Here is a 15732-nt window from a genome sequence, read left to right as displayed (position 1 = left end):
TCTCGAACTCCGCTCGCGCGCCCGCTCCCGTGCCCGCGCTAGAGCTCGCTCCCGCGCTCGCGCTCGCGCGGTGCGGTCGGCCGGTCACTCGTCGTCGTCGTCGCTGGGGGGCGTGACGGTCGTCCGGTCGGTGTCGGTGTCGGCGACGTCGACCGGGTTTCGCCCCCACTCGCTGGCGAGGTCGCGTGCGACGCCGCTGCGTTCGACCTCGACTTTCTCCGTGAGGAGGTTCACTGCGGTCTGGTTCGCGCCTTCGGGGATGATGATGTCGGCCTGGGACTTCGTCGGTGCGACGAACTGTTCGTGCATCGGTTTGACGGTGCCGAGGTACTGCTCGATGACGCCTTCGAGGTCGCGGTCGCGTTCGATGACGTCCCGGCGGATGCGTCTGAGGATGCGGACGTCCGCGTCCGTCTCGACGTACACGTTGAGGTCGAGGCGGTCGGTCACGCGGTCGTCGTAGAGCGCGAAGATGCCTTCGACGACGATGACGTCCGACGGCGTGACGTGGACGGTCTCGTCCTTGCGGTTGTGGATCGTGAAGTCGTACTGGGGCATCTCGATGGCCTGGCCCATGAGGAGGGCGTCGAGCTGTTCCAGAAGGAGGTTCCACTCGAACGCGTCCGGGTGGTCGTAGTTGACGTCCTCGCGTTCGGCCATCTCGAGGTGCGAGAGGTCGTGGTAGTAGTTGTCGATGGGGATGCGGGTGACGGCTTCGCCCACCGAGTCGGCGACTTCGCGTGCGACGGTGGTCTTGCCCGCGCCCGTCCCACCCGCGATGCCGATGACGAACGAGGGGATGGTCATTGCACGAGGAACGGGCGGGCAGCGCCTTGAGTGTGACCTTCTCTCGTCGAGGTACGACGGCAGACGCGCTCCGACGGCCGACGCGTTCCGGCGGCCGACCTGCGGGGGACGGCTCGACCCGCGCGGCTTAACCGTCTCGCGCGCGGAAGTCTCGGCGTGCAGGAGTCAACGGAGACGTTCCGCGTGTACGAGAGCGCGCATCGTGATGGAGGGGTGACGTTCGCGTCGGTGCCGGCTGACCCGACGAGCGACGATCCTGGCGCCTACGAGCTGACGGCGGTCGCGCTCGACGGGCACGCGGCGGCGGGCGTGGACGCGCTCGAGCCGGGGAACGTGGTGTCGGCGTCGCTGTCGTGGCAGACGGAGCCGCCGACGGTCACGGCCCTCGAGGTCGTTCGGGAGACGCGGTTCTGGTTCGCGCGCGAGGTCACGGGGTTGTTCGAGGCGGCGACGGAGACGTGGGCGACGGCGAAGCGCCGTGGCGAGGGCGTGAACTCGCGGGTGACGCGGAACACGGACGGCGAGGAGAACGGCGCGCTGTACGCGTTCGCGGAGCAACCGGGCGGGCGCGACCTGTTCGCGGAGTTCCGGTCGGGCGAACGCCCACTGGATCCGTTGCTCGCACGCGTCGACGCGGGCGACCGCGACGGCGGACCGCGGGACGTGTTCGTGCTCGACCCGGTCGACGAGCGCTGCGTGGTCGTGTACGTCGCGTTGAACCGCGACGGCATGCTGGCGTCGACGGTCCGGGACACGTACGACGTCGAGTGACCGACTGACTACTCGCTCCGTTCGCGGCCGCGGCTCACGCCGGTCGATCGACTGACTACTCGCTCCGTTCGCGGCCGCGGCTCACGCCGGTCGAGCGACTGACTGTTCTAGCGCTCGTGGTCGATGCGGCGGACGGTGCCGTCGGCGTAGAGGACGAAGATCTCCTCAGAACGGTCGCCGTCGACGTCGGCGGTGACGGGGGCTGCGAAGACGGTGGCGTCGTGGGTGACGCTCGCGATCGTCTGTCCGGTCGCGGGGTCGAGGACGGCGGTGGTGCCGTCGTGTGCGGCGACGACGATCTCCGCAGCGCGGTCGCCGTCGACGTCGCTCGCGACCGGTGGTGGCATCATCTGGACGGGTTCGCTCGCGACGGTGGTCTCCCAGACGACGTCGCCGGTCGCGGCGTCGAGGCGCGCGATGGTGCCGTCGCTGGCGGCGACGAACACGCCGGCGCCTGCGTCGTCGACGACGACGGCGGCGACGCTCGTCAGGTCGCTGCGGGTGGTCGTCCACTCGCGCTCGCCGGTGCCGTCGAACGCGAGCACGTGCCCGCTCGGGGTGCCGGCGTAGAACTCGCGGACGCCGTCGTCGTCGACGTCCGCGCTCGTCAGCCACGTCACGGCCCGGTCGTCGAGGCTGGTCGTCCAGTCGACGCCGCCGTCGGCGTCGTATGCGGCGACGCGACCCGTGCTGGTCGCGACGACCACCTCGACGCGTTCGTCGTCGTCGACGTCCGCGACGACGGGCGTCCCCCAGACGTAGCCGTCGTGGTCGGCGGTCCACGCGACGCCGCCGTCGGCGTCCAGCACCTGGAGGAGGCCGCGGGAGTCGACGACGACGACCTCGGGGGCGTCGTCGCCGGTGACGTCCGCGACGATCGGTTTCGTGTAGCCGTACGCGGAGAGGTTCCACGTCCGCTCGACCTCGCCGCCGGGGCCGTGTGCGACGACGCGGCGTTCGGTGGTGGTCGAGAGGACTTCGGTGGTGCCGTCGCGGTCGTAGTCGGCGACGGTCACGTCTGCGACGGCGTGCAGCGTACAGTTCGCCTGCGGGACGGGGTCGCGCCAGCGTTCGGTGCCGGCGTCCGCGTCGAGCGCGACGAGCGCGCACGCGTCGAGTTCGCGCGTCGAACTGATCGGTGCGAACGCGCGCGGTTCGCCGTCGACGGCGCCGACCGCGAGCTCGTGGTGGTTGTTGTCGGAGGGGACTCCCGAGTCGCTCGTCCACGTCACGGCGAGCGAGGCGGCGTCGTCGCCATCGACGAGGCCGTCGGTCGCGCCGAGGACGGCGACGCCGCCGAGGACGGCGACGACGAGGACGACGGCGACGGCGGTGACCGCTCGCATACCCTGCGGTCGGTCGGCCACTGGCTTAAGCGCCCGCTCTCTCCGGTGGCGTTCGACGTGCGAACCACGGGGCACTTGTACCGGCGATGGCGAGTATCGACCGATGCAGACTCGGCTCCGCCGGACCGCACTCGCCGTCGGTCTCGGCTCGCTCGCACTCGCGCTCGCGGGGACGGCGAGCGCGCACGGGGAGACGGTCGAGACGCCCCCGATCCCGTTCTTCGCGCTCGTGGTCGGCGCGGCAGTGGCGGTCGCGGGGACAGCGCTCGCGCTCGCCGTCGGGCCGGATCCGCCGACGGGTCGCGTCCGCCTCGGGTCCGTGCACGGGCGCACGGTCGGTCGCGCCACGCTCGCGATCCGGCTGGTGGTCGCGCTCGCGCTCGCGGCGGCGGTCGCGTCCGGCCTCACCGACCGGGGCGCGGTGACGTTCGCGGAGGTCCTCGTCTGGCCGGTGCTGTTCAAGGGGTCGCTCGTCGTCGCGGCGCTCGTCGGGTCGCCGTGGCGCGTCGTCTCGCCCTGGGAGATGGCGTACGACGCGCTCGCGGCCCTGGAAGGCGAGGACGTCGCGGTCTGGTCGTATCCCGAGTGGCTCGGGCGCTGGCCGGCGGTCGCGGGCCTCGTCGTGGTCGTCGGCGTCGTCGAGAACCTCACGGTCGTCCCGAACTCGGGTCGGCTGACCGTCGCGTTCCTCGCCGCGTACGCGCTCGTCGCCCTCCTCGGGGCGCTCGCGTTCGGACGGGAGGCGTTCGAGCGCGCGGACGCGTTCACCGTCCTCTACGACCTCGCCGGTCGGGTCGCGCCGGTCGCGACCGAGCGCGACGGCGAGCGCGTGGTCGTCTCCCTCCGCCCGCCCTGGGTCGAGAGCGCTCGCCCGCTCGCGGACGCCGGCACGGCCGCGTTCGTCGTCGTCGCCGTCGCGACCGTCACGTTCGACGGCGCCGTCGAGACGACCGCCGCGGCGCGACTCCTCGGCGCGCTCGCCGAACCGGCCGGCGCGTACGCCGGCGTCGTCCTCTACGTCGGGTTCCTCGCCGCGTTCATCGGCGCCGCGGTCCTCGCCCGCCGCGCCGTCACCAGGGCCGCCGCGTCCGCGAGTTCGTCCCGACTCGCGCAAGCTGACGGCGGTCGCGGCGTCCGCAGCGAGGACACCGCACCAGCGGGACGGGTCGGCCGGCACCTGGCCGCGACCCTGCTCCCCATCGCGGTCGCGTACGACGTCGCGCACAACTACCCATACGTGCTCGTGAACGCGACGCGCGCCCTCGAGCGGACGCTCGGCGCAGTCGGCGTCCCGGCCGCGTTCGACCCGGGGAGTGCGCTCGCGCCCGCGGCGGTGTGGACGACGCAGGTCGCACTCGTCGTCGTCGGCCACCTCGTCGCGGTCGTCGCCGCACACCTCGCGACCGACCGCGTCTTCGCCGACGCGAAGCGCGCCCGTCGCGGGCACGCGCCGCTGGCCGCGCTCATGGTCGCGTACACCGTCGCGTCCCTGTACGTCCTCGCCGCTCCCTGAACGCGGACGGACGCAGCGAGAACTGGGGGGACACTCGCCGGACGGTGGACGTCGCGAGAACTGGGAGGATGCGCTGCCGGACGGCGATCGAAACCGATGGTTCGATGGGCGAACCAAACCGTTTTTCTTTCCGAACAACTAGTCGCATGCATGGAACGACGCCGCCTCCTCCAGTCCCTCCCCGCAGTCGCTGGCGTCGGCCTCGCGGGCTGCCTCGATTCGGGCGGTGGCGGGACCGAGACGACGGCGACCGACGGCGACGAACCGACCGAGACCAGCGAGTCGACGACCGCGACGCCGGACGGCCCCACCGGTATCTACGTGCAGACGTTCATGGACAAGATGGTGTCCTCGGGCATGGGGAAAGCGGGCGATCTCCGGGCGATGCTGATGCTCTCCATCCCGCACGACTTCTGGAATATAAACGGGACGAGCGTCGAGAAGACGGCGGCGACCGACGCGGACAGCTTCCACCTGATGGCGACCGTGTTCGACGCGGCGACGAACACCGTCCTGCCCGCGAGCGTCAGCACGGAGGTCCTCCGGGACGGCGAGACGGTGACCCAGGAGGTCACGTACCCGATGCTCTCCCAGCGCATGGGGTTTCACTACGGCGCGAACTTCGAGGTCTCGTCGTTCGGCTCGTACGTCGCCCGCGTGAACTTCGAGGGGCTCGGGTCGACGCGCGGCGTCGGCGACCTCGAGGGCGCGTACGGCGAGGGCGTGACCGTCGAGATTCCCTTCGAGTGGACGCAGTCGGTCGCCGACCAGTTCAGCGTCCGCGACGTCGACGCGGGCGGGAAGGCCGGCGCGGTCAGACCGATGGGGTCGATGGACGCGCCGATGGGCGAACTCCCGGCACCCGACGCGCTCCCCGGGTCGGTCGTCGGGTCGAAGCTCTCCGACGGCGCGAACCTGGTCGCGGGCCGCGTCGACGGTGGCGGTCGGTTCGCCGACGGCAGCGACTACCTGTACGTCTCCGCGAGGACGCGGTACAACGGTTACGTCGTCCCGATGATGGGGCTCGAGGCGACCGTGACGCGGGACGGCGAGACGGTGTTCGACGACCGGCTCGCGCCCGCGATCGACGGCGAGATGGGCTACCACTACGGCGCGGCCGTCGACGCCGTCGAGTCCGGCGACGCGGTCGACGTGCGTGCGACGACGCCCGCCCAGGTCGCGCGACACGAGGGCTACGAGCGCGCGTTCCGCCAGCTACGGGCGGTCTCGTTCGAGGCGTGATCTCCATGACTGGCGTCCGCCGTCGACGCGGCCGGGACGTGCACGCTTCGACTCGCTGCCGCGGCCGGGACGGTCGGTCACTCGAAGCGACCCGACAGCCATTTGAGAATCCGCTCCCGAGGACCTCCCATGCGACGTAGCGTCGCGCCGGCCGTCGCCTGTCTCGTGGTCCTCGCGGCCCTCACCGCGATCCCGGTCGCCGGTCACGGGAACCACGTGACGACCGACGCGCAGGTCGTCGACGACCACGTCGTCGTCGAGCGGTCGTTCGTCCTCGCGGACGGGTACGCGGTCGTTCACCTCGACCAGGCCGGCCAGATGGGGCGCGTCCTCGGGCACGTCGAACTCTCCGCTGGCCCGGACGAGAACTACGAGATCCCCGTCGACGAGGAGTTCCTCTCGCAGGTCGACGGGGCGGCGACGGTGTGGGTGACGCTCCATCGATCCGACGGCGACGGCGAGTTCGAACCGAACCAGGATACGCCACTGACGGGCCTCCAGAACCAGCCCGCGGGCGTGACGGTTCCGATCCGCGTGAGCGACGACGGGAACGTGAACGTCGCCGCGAAGGACTTCTCCAGTCAGCGCATCGACTCGCCGTCGGTCACCGTTCGTCGCGTGGAGTCGAACGCGTCCGGGTTCGTCGCGGTCGAGTCCGGGAACGGGACTGTGGTCGGGACCGCGCCCGTGGAGGCGGGCGTGACTGAGAACGTCTCGGTGCCGCTCTCCGCGTCGTTCTACGAGGGGCTGGCGGAGAACGAGTCGGCGTCGCTCACTGCGACGATGTACCGCGACGACGGCGACGGCGAGTTCCAGGCGGACGCTGACGAGGTGGTTCGTGCGGGCGGGACGCCGGTCGCGTCGGAGTTCGGCGTGACGAAGGTCCGGAACGCGAGCCGGACGACCTCGGTCGTGGTGACGGCCACCGGGACGACGGTGCCGCGAACGACGACGGCGGCGACCGGTGGAGGGGAGTCGTCGGGGAGCGAACCCGGAACGGATGCGGCGTCGGGCTCGACGGACGGGAGCGGTGCGTCGGGCGGGAGCGGCGAGTTGCCCGGGTTCGGCGTCGTAGCAGTCTTGTTCGCTGCGCTCGCGGCGGTCGTGGCCGTTCGGATCCGCTGACTGCGCGGGACCCCTCGACGCGCCGACCCATCGACCCACCGCGTAACATTCGTATATTTTTGAGGAAAATTTAATACGGTGCGTGCTGTTCGTGTGGGCGTGATGGGTGAGCGCGAGGAGTCGTACGGGCGCGCCGGGTCGACGACGGACGAGCGCGTCGCGGTCGACCGCTCGTTCGACGCCCCAGCGACCGTCTTCGAGGGTGAGCGCGTGGACCCGGCAGTCGTCGAGGCGAGCGTCGACGCGCTCTTCGAGCAGTTCGAGGAGGACACGCCCGAGGAGGTGATGCTCGCGGACCGATTTCCGAGCGAGCGAGACGTCCTCCCGGATCCGCCGGCGTTCGACGAGTTCGCGACGGACGTCGACGAACGAGCGGGGCCGCCGGACCCGGCAGACGTCGTCGGGTTCGAGGACGCACCGGAGCCGAACGCCAGTACAGGAGTCGATTCGGACCCCGCTGCCAACCCGGATGCGGACCGCACCGCCGGTGGGGGCGCGGAGGCGGTCGACGAGTTCGAGTGGGTGACGGACCCGGTGGCGTCCGAGACGGTGCTCGCGGACCCGGAGGCGGCGAGGGCGTTCGCTGGCGACGAGCCCTCGGGGAGCGACGGGGTGCTCTCGCGGCTCCGGTCGTCGTTCCCGTTCTAGCGCCGGCGGTCAGTGTCCGGGAGCGGTCTCGACCGTGCTCCACGCCGCGTCGAGTCGTCGGTCCATCTCCTCGCGAACGTCTGCGGCGATCTCGTCGGTCGACGTCTCGAACTCGCGCTCCCACTTCTCGAAGAACCCGCTGACGCCGAGGTACGCGACGGCGTCGTAGATGCGGTGTCGGTCGTCGAAGCCGTCGGGGAGGCCGTCGGCGCGCTCGCGGTAGCCGTCGTAGAACGCGTCGACGTGGCGGTCGGTGCCGGGGTCGAACGTGGAGGTGACGAACTGACGGTTCGCGCGCTGCAGTTCGCGCACGGGGTCGCCGACGTGCGCGAGCTCCCAGTCGAGGAGGCCGACCGTCGGTGTTCCGTCGACGTCCGGCGCTGTCGCCGTTGCGTCCGGCGCTGTCGCCGTTGCGTCCGGCGCTGTCGCTGTTGCGTCCGGCGCTGTCGCTGCGGCGTCCGGCGCGCCCGCCGTCGCGTCGCGAACGAACGTGTTGGGCCGCGCTGGGTCGCCGTGGAGGAGCGCGGCCGGCGCTCGATCGAGCCGGTCGCGCCCGGCCTCGACGAGTTCGACGACGGCGTCGAAGTGGTGCGCGAACCGGCCGTCGCCGGCCTGTTCGCGCGTGAAATCGATCGTGTCGAGGAGGACGTCCGTCCACGCGCCGCGGTCGAGGTCGAGGCCGTCGGCGTCGCCGCCGACGACGTGCCCGTGGTCGTCGAATCGACAGGCGTGGACGCTGGCGAGCGTCCGACCGAGCCCGCGAGCGAGCGCCGCGCGTTCGTCGTCGTCGGCGTTGCGCCACGCTCGCCAGCCGACGACCGCCGGGGCGGCCTCGGCAGTCGCAGAGTGGACGCCTGCGGTATCCTCGGCAGTCGAACTGTCGACGTCCGCTGTCGCGAGGTACGGTCGGTCGCGGTCCAGGTCGCGTGCGAGCACGGTCGGGACGGCCGCGTCGGTGTGGGCGTTCGCGTACGAGAGCCCCGCCGCCTCGGTCGCGGCGCGAGAGCCGTCGCCGTCGACGGCGACCTTGAGGTACGCGCCGTCGCCGGCCGCGAACTCGACGCGGACCGTCCGATTGCCCTCGTTCCAGGAGAGTCCCGCCTCGCCGACCGTCGCCACCTCGCGGTCGGGGAACGCGGCTGCGAGCGCGTCCACCACGACGCCGTCGTCGTCGTCGATGTTCACTTCGGTCACGTGCGACCCGTCGCGTAGCGCCTGAAAGGCGTTTGCGGTCGTCTGGCACTCGTTCGCACGCCTCGGGAACGTTGAAGGACGGGGCCGCCCTCCGCTTACCAATGGTCGACTACGAAGCCGACGCGATCGAACTCGTCGAATCCGAGTTCGACTGCTGGCGCGACCGGTTCCGCGCGGAACGCGAACGCATCCGAGACGCACTCTCCGAGGCGGGCCTCGCCGACGCCGTCGTCCGCATTGAGCACGTCGGATCCACGGCCGTCCCGGACCTCGCCGCGAAGGACGTCGTCGACGTCGACGTCGTCGTCGCCGACGACGCCGTCGGTGACGTCGCGGGCGTCATCGCGGACGCTCTCGGCGGCACTCTACATCGGAACCACGACGGCTGGCATCCCGTGTTCCGCGAGCGCGACGGCCAGCGGTTCAACGTCCACGTGTTCGCGCGCTCGGCCGACGGCTGGAAGACGAGCGTCGCGACCAGGGACGTCCTCCGCGAGCACCACGGCCTGCGGGTGGACTACGAGCGCGAGAAGCGTGCGCTCGCCGCCGAGACCGACGACGTCGAGACGTACTCGCGGGGGAAGACGGACGTCGTCGAGCGGATCGTCGACCGCGCACGGACCGACGCCGACCTCGCGTTCGAGTTCGCCGTGCCCGAGTAGGGCCACCGCGGACCGCAGGAAACTATTCGGTTCGCGCTGAAGGCCTCCGCATGGCGAAACCGATCGTCAGTCTGCTCGACGGGAATCGAACGCACGCCGACGCGTTCGCGGACCGGTTCGACGACCTCCAGGACGCACAGCACCCGGACGCCGTCTCCGTCTGTTGCTCGGACTCGCGCGTCCTCCAGGACGCCCTCCTTGGGAACGACGAACCAGGGCGCGTGTTCACGGTCGGGAACATCGGGAACCGCGTCGTCCAGCGCACCGACGACGGCGAGACCGTCGTCTCCGGCGACGTCGTCTATCCGCTCGCGTACACCGGCACGGAGACAGCGGTCGTCGTCGGCCACACCGGCTGTGGCGCGGTGACGGCGACGTACGACGCCATCAGGGCCGAACGCGGCGACGCGGACGACGACCCGGTACCCGCCAGCGAGCATCCGCCGGGCGTCGAGCGCTGCATCGACCTCCTCCGGCCGCGCATCGAGCCCGGCGTCGACGAACTCCCGGAGGGACTCGACCACGCCGACGCCGTGAATCACCTCGTCGAGTACAACGTCGACCGGCAGGTCGACGCGCTCACAGAGAGCGCGGACGTCCCGGACGGCGTCGACGCGTACGGCGTCGTCTACGACTTCCAGGACGTCTACAGCGGTGATCGCGGCGAGGTCCACGTCGTCAACGTCGACGGGAAACGGGACCCCGACCGCATCCGCGACGCGAACCCCGAGATCGCAGAGCGCGTCACGCGGCGGTTCGCGTACTGACGGGTGACGCGGCGGTTCGGGTACGGGCGGTCGTTCGACTGCCCTCGGAACCACGGAGCGGCGGCGAGAGGTAACCAACCACAGCCATCGAGTGACAATCGTTAGCACATGCTGGGTGGTAGCTGCTGGTATGTCCTCCCAGTCCGGTCGACGACCCGGGGAACTCGACCCCGACGCATTCCGCGAGCTCGGGTATCGAGCGATCGACCTCATCGCGGACTACTACGGATCGCTCGACGATCGCCCCGTCTACGTGCAAGCCGACCCGAGCGACGTCGTCGCCGCGTTCGACGACCCGCTCCCCGAGTCCGGCGAGGACCCGAGCGCCGTCCTCGACGCCATCGAGGCCGACGTTCTCCGGTACGCGACGCACAATCCCTCGCCGCGGTTCTTCGGGTACGTCATGGGCGGCGGCCTCCCCATCGCCGCGCTAGCGGACGCGATCGCTGCCGCCCTGAACATGAACGTCGGCGGCTGGCATCCCGCCCCGTCGGCGACCGAGGTCGAACGCACAGTCGTCGAGTGGCTCGCCGACGCGATCGGGTACCCGACCGAGACGATGGGGCTCCTGACGAGTGGCGGGACGATGGCGAACGTCGTCGCCGTCCTGACCGCGTTCCGCGACCAGACGAACCACGAGACGCGACAGGTGGGACTTCAGGGCGAGGAGCGCCCGACGTACGCGCTCTACGTCGCCGACCACGAGTGTCACTCGAGCATCTATCGCGCTGCCGACATGCTGAACCTCGGTCGCGACGCCGTCCGCCTCGTCCCGTCGAACGACGACTTCACGATGGACGTCGACGCGCTCGAAGCGCGTCTCGACGCCGACGAAGCCGACGGCGACCAGCCGTTCTGCGTCGTCGCACAGGCGGGATCCATCAACGTCAGCGCCATCGACCCGCTCGACGAGATCGCCTCGGTCTGCGACGACCGCGACCTGTGGTTCCACGTCGACGGCGCGTGCGGCGCGGTCGGCGCGATGCTTCCCGAGCTCGCGGACCGGTACGCGGGCATCGAGCGCGCGGACTCCGTGACGCTCGACCCACACAAGTGGCTGAACGTCTCCTACGAGTGCGGTGCCGTCCTCGTCCACGACCGGGAGACGCTCGCCGAGACGTTCGCGATGGACGCGTCGTACCTCCGCGGGTCCGTCGCGGAGACCCCCGAGGAGTTCGACTACTACGAGTTCGGGCCGCAGATGTCCCGCGGGTTCCGTGCGCTCAAGGTCTGGGCGAGCCTCAAGCAACTCGGCGTGGAGGGCTACCGAGAGAACCTCCGCGGTGGCATCGCTCGCGCGGCGCACCTCGACGAGCGCGTGCGCGACCACGACGACTTCGAAGCGGTTCAGGAACCGAACCTGTTCATCTACTCGTTCCGGTACGTCCCAGCGGACCTCCGGGCCGCGCTCGACGACGCACGCGGCGACGAGACCGACCCCGGCGAGCCCATGGATCGCGTCCACCAGTACCTCGACCGCCTCAATCAGGCGATCGTCGACGAGGTCGTCGACAGCGGCCTCGCGTTCCTCACGACCACGACCGTCCACGACCGGCGGACGCTCCGGACCTCGATCTGTAACCATCGAACGACCGACGACGACGTCGACGTCGTGTTCGAGGCACTCGCCGACACCGGCGCGCGACTCGACGCGGACTGGCGACCGGAAGCGAGTCTACCCATCTGACGCCGTCGGCACACTCTCGACGGACGATGTCGTGACTCTGTCGGCCGTCCACCGTACCGAGCGAGACGGCACGTGACGGTGGAGCGACGATAGTTTACCGACGCGGCCGAAACGGGATGAGAATGAACGCGAAGCGGTGGCTCCAGCGACACCAGGTCGTCGTCTACGCGGGCTTCGTGCTCCTCGCGCTCGGCGTCGGCGTTGGCCGTCCGGGTTCGGCGCCGTTCGTCGAACGACTAGTCGACCCGGTGCTGGCGGTCCTGCTGTACGTCACGTTCCTCGAGATCCCGTTCGTTCGACTCCGTCGCGCGTTCCGGAACGGACGATTCGTCGCGGCAGCCCTGGGGATGAACTTCCTCGTCGTCCCCGTCGTCGTCTGGGGATTCACGCCGTTCCTGCCCCAGCGGCCAGCTATCCTCGTCGGTGCGCTCATGGTCCTGTTGACGCCGTGCATCGACTACGTGATCACGTTCACCGACTTGGCCGGTGGCGACGCCGAGCAGATCACCGCGACCACGCCCGCCCTGATGCTCGTCCAACTGCTGGCGCTTCCAGCGTACCTCTGGCTGTTCGCGGGGCCGGACGTCGCGGCGGTCGTCGAGCCACGGCCGTTCGTCGATGCGTTCCTGCTCATCATCGCGCTCCCACTCGCGCTCGCCTGGCTCACCGAAGCGTGGGCGGACCGGTCCTCGACCGGTGACGCCTGGCAGGCGACGATGGCCTGGCTACCGGTGCCGATGATGGGTGCGACGCTGTTCGTCGTCGTCGCGTCCCAGCTCCCCCGCGTCCGGAACTCGATCGAACAGATCGCGGTCGTCGTTCCGGTGTACGTCGCGTTCCTCGTCGTCATGCCGATACTCGGCCGGCTCGCGGCGGACGCCCTCCAGATGGATACCGGTGAGAGTCGGGCGCTCGTCTTCACGTCGGTCACCCGGAACTCGCTGGTCGTCCTGCCGCTCGCACTCGCGCTTCCGGACGCCTACCGACTGGCACCCGCGGTCGTCGTGACGCAGACGCTCGTCGAACTCGTCGGCATGGTCGTCCTCACGCGAGTCGTCCCACGCTGGCTCGTCCCCGAATCCCCCGAGGACGCGCCATCTCCGAGCTGATTCGAGTATTCTTCGGGCCGACTGGTGAACTATCCTTCTCCGAATGCGTATGTTCGACGTCGACGTACCAGTAGCCGTTGACGACGACGAACGAACCGACCTCGAACAGCGAGGACGCATCCACGGAGTCTCCATGACGACGATATATCACGGCGAACACGACAGCGTACTCGATTTCGGCGAGTTCCCTGGCCGCTGGGAGATCACCAGATCGAGGTCGAGCGAGTCCCACTCGAACCGACCGACGAGGAATGACTCTGGACGAAAGATAGAGCGGCTGAAAGCAGCGAGGTACTCAGAGCGGTTGTCGTACCTGCGTGTGTAACAGACCTGGTCGAATCTCCCGGCTGCTCGTCGAGTCACAAAATTCCCAAGGTGGTGTCGGGAATCGCCGCACCCGCATACTACTCCCTTGCTAGAACCCCCCTAACAACTGTTCTCTCGCCTACCGACTCTCTCTTTGTTCGACCTTGTTCAGTTCGATGAGTAGCCGGAAGATTGCCTTGACGAGGTTGGCGTCGACGTCGTACGTCTCGGCGTTCGCGCCGGCGCGGTCCATGACGCGCTGCTCCTGTTCCTCGTCGGTCGTCGGCAGGCCTCGTTCGTCCTTGACTTGCGCGATGGTGTCGGCGACGTACGTGCGGCGCGCGATGAGTTCGACGAGGTCGTGGTCGATCCCCTGGATCTCGTCGCGGAGTTCGTCGAGGCTCATCTCGTCGGGCGCTGGAATCTCGTCGCCGGCGTCGCGGTCGTCGCCGCCGCGGTCGTCGTGGTCGGTGGCGCCGCCGCCGCGGTCGTCGTGGTCGGCGGCGTCGCCGCCGCGGCCGTCGTGGTCGACGGCGTCGCTGCCGTGGTCGTCGTGGGTGTCGTCGTTGGTCTGGTTGGTGTCTCGTGTCATAGGATTCGTGCGCCGTCGCTGCGGGTGGTGGTGCGCCAGCAGTCGCCGTCGCGGTCGCGCCAGCGGGCGGCGACTGCGTCGATGTCGTCAGCGCCGTCAGTCGCGTGGTCGTCGCTGGCGTCTGGGTCGAAGACGGCGACGTAGCTCGGGCCGGTGCCGGAGAGGCTGGCGCCGGTGGCGTCGGGGAGCGCGTCGACGATGGGCGACGGGTCGAAGTCGAGGGCGGCGGTGAACGCGAGGCCGTTGACGGTCATCGCGCTCCCGTACGCGCCGGCGTCGGCGAGTTCGTCGACGAGGACGGCCATCGGGGCGACGCGCTCGCAGCGGTCGACGTCGGCGTCGGCGCTGTACGCGCGCTCGGGGGGCGTCCACACGAGGACGTCCCACTCGACGTCGTCGTGCGCGAGGAGTTCGTCCCGCCGGTTGTCGGTGCGGGTGAGGCCACCGAGCATGCTGGCGCTCGCGTCGTCGAACGCGCCGGTGACGGTGACGCCGGCGTCGCGCGCGGCCTGGACCCCGAGTCGGCAGGCGTCGAGCGGGTCGGGGTCGACGCCGAGCGCGCTCGCGGTGGCGAGCACGGTGGCGTTCGCCGCGGCGCTCGAGGACTTCAGGCCGGCGGCCATCGGGACGTCGCTCTCGGTCGTGACCTCGCCGCCGGTCGTCGCCGGGTCGACGCCGGCGTCCGCGCCCCAGCGCTCGACGGCGAGTTCGACGCAGCGCTCGACGAGCGCGGTGTCGGCGTCGGGCGCGCCAGCGACCGACCCCGAGATGCGGTCGTCGCCGTCGGTCGCTCCAGCGTCGCCGGCGTGGACGTCGAGTGCGACGCTCGCGGTGGTGTCCGCGTCGATGGCGAACGCGGCCCCGACGCCCGTCGCGAGCGCGTTCAGGACGGTCCCCGCCGCCGGTGCCGTGGCACGACCCTGCATACCCGACCGGACCCGGAGGACGCACTTGGGGGTTGTGGTGCGCGCGATTCCCGCCGCCTTCCCTCGGCTCGCAGGGCTCTCCTCGCAGTCTCGATCCGCCGGGAGGACTCGTGGTCGGTTCGAGACGACCGTTTCTTCCCGCTGGCGGTCTCCCCTTCCGGTATGCGTGTCACCTTCCTCGGCACCGGGAGCGCGATGCCGCTCGCGGACCGCCACCAGACCGGACTGCTCCTCGACGAGGACGGCCGGTATCTCCTCGTCGACTGCGGCGCCGGCGTCCTGCATCGCCTCGAAGAGACCGGCGTCGGCGCCGAGAACGTCTCGACGGTACTGCTCACGCACCACCACCTCGATCACGTCTCGGACCTCATGGCGCTCCTGAAGGCGCGGTGGCTCGCGGGCGAGGAGCACCTCGAGGTCGTGGGGCCGCAGGGGACGAAGGCACTCGTCGACGGATTGCTCGACGTCCACGACTACCTCGACGGGCGCGTCGACCTCTCGGTCCGCGAGGTCGGCGAGTACGAGTTCGAGGTCGTGGGGTTCGACGTCGACGCGCACCGGACCGAGCACTCCAAGCCCTGTCTCGCGTACCGCTTCGGCGACCGGTTCGCGTTCTCCGGGGACGGCGAGGCGACCGAGGCGCTGGCGGCGTTCGCGGAGGGCACCGCGGTGTTCGCGCACGACTGTTCGTTCCCGGACGCGGTCGACGTCGACAACCACCCGACGCCGACGCAGCTCGGCGAGGCGCTCGCGGGCCGCGAGTACGGGCGCGTCTACCTCACGCACCTCTACCCGCACACGGAGGGCGTCCACGAGGAGATGCTCGAGTCCGTCGCACGGCACTACGACGGCGACGTCCGGTTCGCCGAGGACATGCTCTCGGTCACGATCGAGTAGCGAGGGGCGCCGGTGGCGAGGGGGACCGGCGACGACGAACGCTGGCGACGACGAACGCTGGCGACGACGAACGCTGGCGACGACGAACCTGGCGACGACGAGCGCCGACGTTTCCTGGCGTTTCCCGTTGGTTCAAACCC

General features: G+C 70.4%; 16 protein-coding genes. 11 read left to right on the top strand and 5 right to left on the bottom strand.

Going from position 1 to position 15732, the window contains the following annotated elements:
* Nucleotides 1-84: 84 nt before the first annotated feature.
* The gene (gene udk / locus G9C85_RS05380) at nucleotides 85-807 is read right to left on the bottom strand and encodes a uridine kinase (protein ID WP_166037643.1); all 723 of its coding nucleotides are present in this window, start codon (nucleotides 805-807) and stop codon (nucleotides 85-87) included.
* 156 nt (nucleotides 808-963) lie between these two features.
* Between udk and G9C85_RS05375 the strand changes: the two genes are divergently transcribed.
* Entirely contained in the window at nucleotides 964-1578 is a 615-nt protein-coding gene (locus G9C85_RS05375) for a DUF6663 family protein (RefSeq protein WP_166037641.1), read from the top strand.
* Between the two features lie 107 nt (nucleotides 1579-1685).
* Here the strand turns inward: G9C85_RS05375 and G9C85_RS05370 are convergent, their stop codons facing one another.
* On the bottom strand, nucleotides 1686-2924 hold the full coding sequence (locus G9C85_RS05370; protein ID WP_166037639.1) for a PQQ-binding-like beta-propeller repeat protein: 1239 nt from the start codon (nucleotides 2922-2924) through the stop codon (nucleotides 1686-1688).
* Between the two features lie 103 nt (nucleotides 2925-3027).
* Between G9C85_RS05370 and G9C85_RS05365 the strand changes: the two genes are divergently transcribed.
* The 4 genes from G9C85_RS05365 (at nucleotide 3028) to G9C85_RS05350 (ending at nucleotide 7452) form a co-directional block, all read left to right on the top strand.
* Nucleotides 3028-4437 carry a hypothetical protein gene (locus tag G9C85_RS05365; protein WP_166037637.1) on the top strand — a complete coding sequence of 470 codons (1410 nt, stop codon included), beginning with the start codon at nucleotides 3028-3030 and terminating at the stop codon, nucleotides 4435-4437.
* Between the two features lie 150 nt (nucleotides 4438-4587).
* The gene (locus G9C85_RS05360; RefSeq protein WP_166037634.1) at nucleotides 4588-5679 is read left to right on the top strand and encodes a fe2+ transport protein; all 1092 of its coding nucleotides are present in this window, start codon (nucleotides 4588-4590) and stop codon (nucleotides 5677-5679) included.
* 129 nt (nucleotides 5680-5808) lie between these two features.
* Entirely contained in the window at nucleotides 5809-6804 is a 996-nt protein-coding gene (locus G9C85_RS05355) for a hypothetical protein (RefSeq protein ID WP_166037632.1), read from the top strand.
* A gap of 99 nt (nucleotides 6805-6903) precedes the next feature.
* Complete coding sequence (locus G9C85_RS05350; protein ID WP_166037630.1) at nucleotides 6904-7452, top strand: hypothetical protein; 549 nt, start codon at nucleotides 6904-6906, stop codon at nucleotides 7450-7452.
* Nucleotides 7453-7461: 9 nt separating this feature from the next.
* On the opposite strand, the gene G9C85_RS05345 is transcribed toward G9C85_RS05350, so the two are convergent.
* Nucleotides 7462-8646 (bottom strand): phosphotransferase, encoded by a 1185-nt coding sequence (locus G9C85_RS05345; protein ID WP_166037628.1) that lies wholly within the window; start codon nucleotides 8644-8646, stop codon nucleotides 7462-7464.
* Nucleotides 8647-8747: 101 nt separating this feature from the next.
* On the opposite strand from G9C85_RS05345, the gene G9C85_RS05340 reads away from it, so the two are divergent.
* The 5 genes from G9C85_RS05340 to G9C85_RS18650 all read left to right on the top strand — a co-directional run bounded on the left by G9C85_RS05340 (nucleotide 8748) and on the right by G9C85_RS18650 (nucleotide 13196).
* Complete coding sequence (locus tag G9C85_RS05340) at nucleotides 8748-9308, top strand: GrpB family protein (RefSeq protein ID WP_166037626.1); 561 nt, start codon at nucleotides 8748-8750, stop codon at nucleotides 9306-9308.
* A 50-nt stretch (nucleotides 9309-9358) separates the two neighbouring features.
* Entirely contained in the window at nucleotides 9359-10075 is a 717-nt protein-coding gene (locus G9C85_RS05335; RefSeq protein ID WP_166037624.1) for a carbonic anhydrase, read from the top strand.
* Between the two features lie 130 nt (nucleotides 10076-10205).
* On the top strand, nucleotides 10206-11762 hold the full coding sequence (locus G9C85_RS05330) for a pyridoxal-dependent decarboxylase (protein ID WP_166037622.1): 1557 nt from the start codon (nucleotides 10206-10208) through the stop codon (nucleotides 11760-11762).
* Nucleotides 11763-11884: 122 nt separating this feature from the next.
* On the top strand, nucleotides 11885-12871 hold the full coding sequence (locus tag G9C85_RS05325) for an arsenic resistance protein (RefSeq protein WP_193570596.1): 987 nt from the start codon (nucleotides 11885-11887) through the stop codon (nucleotides 12869-12871).
* A gap of 49 nt (nucleotides 12872-12920) precedes the next feature.
* Complete coding sequence (locus G9C85_RS18650) at nucleotides 12921-13196, top strand: hypothetical protein (RefSeq protein ID WP_205254308.1); 276 nt, start codon at nucleotides 12921-12923, stop codon at nucleotides 13194-13196.
* Between the two features lie 120 nt (nucleotides 13197-13316).
* Here the strand turns inward: G9C85_RS18650 and G9C85_RS05315 are convergent, their stop codons facing one another.
* Together G9C85_RS05315 and G9C85_RS05310 are read right to left on the bottom strand one after the other, a co-directional pair.
* A complete protein-coding gene (locus tag G9C85_RS05315) occupies nucleotides 13317-13583 on the bottom strand; it encodes a chorismate mutase (protein WP_166038950.1) in 267 nt (88 codons plus the stop codon).
* Between the two features lie 182 nt (nucleotides 13584-13765).
* Nucleotides 13766-14695, bottom strand: coding sequence for a shikimate kinase (locus G9C85_RS05310; protein WP_166037618.1), 930 nt, complete (start codon nucleotides 14693-14695; stop codon nucleotides 13766-13768).
* Nucleotides 14696-14857: 162 nt separating this feature from the next.
* Here G9C85_RS05310 and G9C85_RS05305 point away from each other — a divergent pair, with 162 nt between their 5' ends.
* Entirely contained in the window at nucleotides 14858-15592 is a 735-nt protein-coding gene (locus tag G9C85_RS05305; RefSeq protein ID WP_166037616.1) for an MBL fold metallo-hydrolase, read from the top strand.
* The last annotated feature ends 140 nt before the right edge of the window (nucleotides 15593-15732 follow it).

It is taken from the genome of Halorubellus sp. JP-L1, assembly GCF_011440375.1.
Classification (GTDB): domain Archaea; phylum Halobacteriota; class Halobacteria; order Halobacteriales; family Natrialbaceae; genus Halorubellus.
Note: the sequence above shows the minus strand (reverse complement) of the source record. Positions and strands in the feature narration are given on the sequence as shown.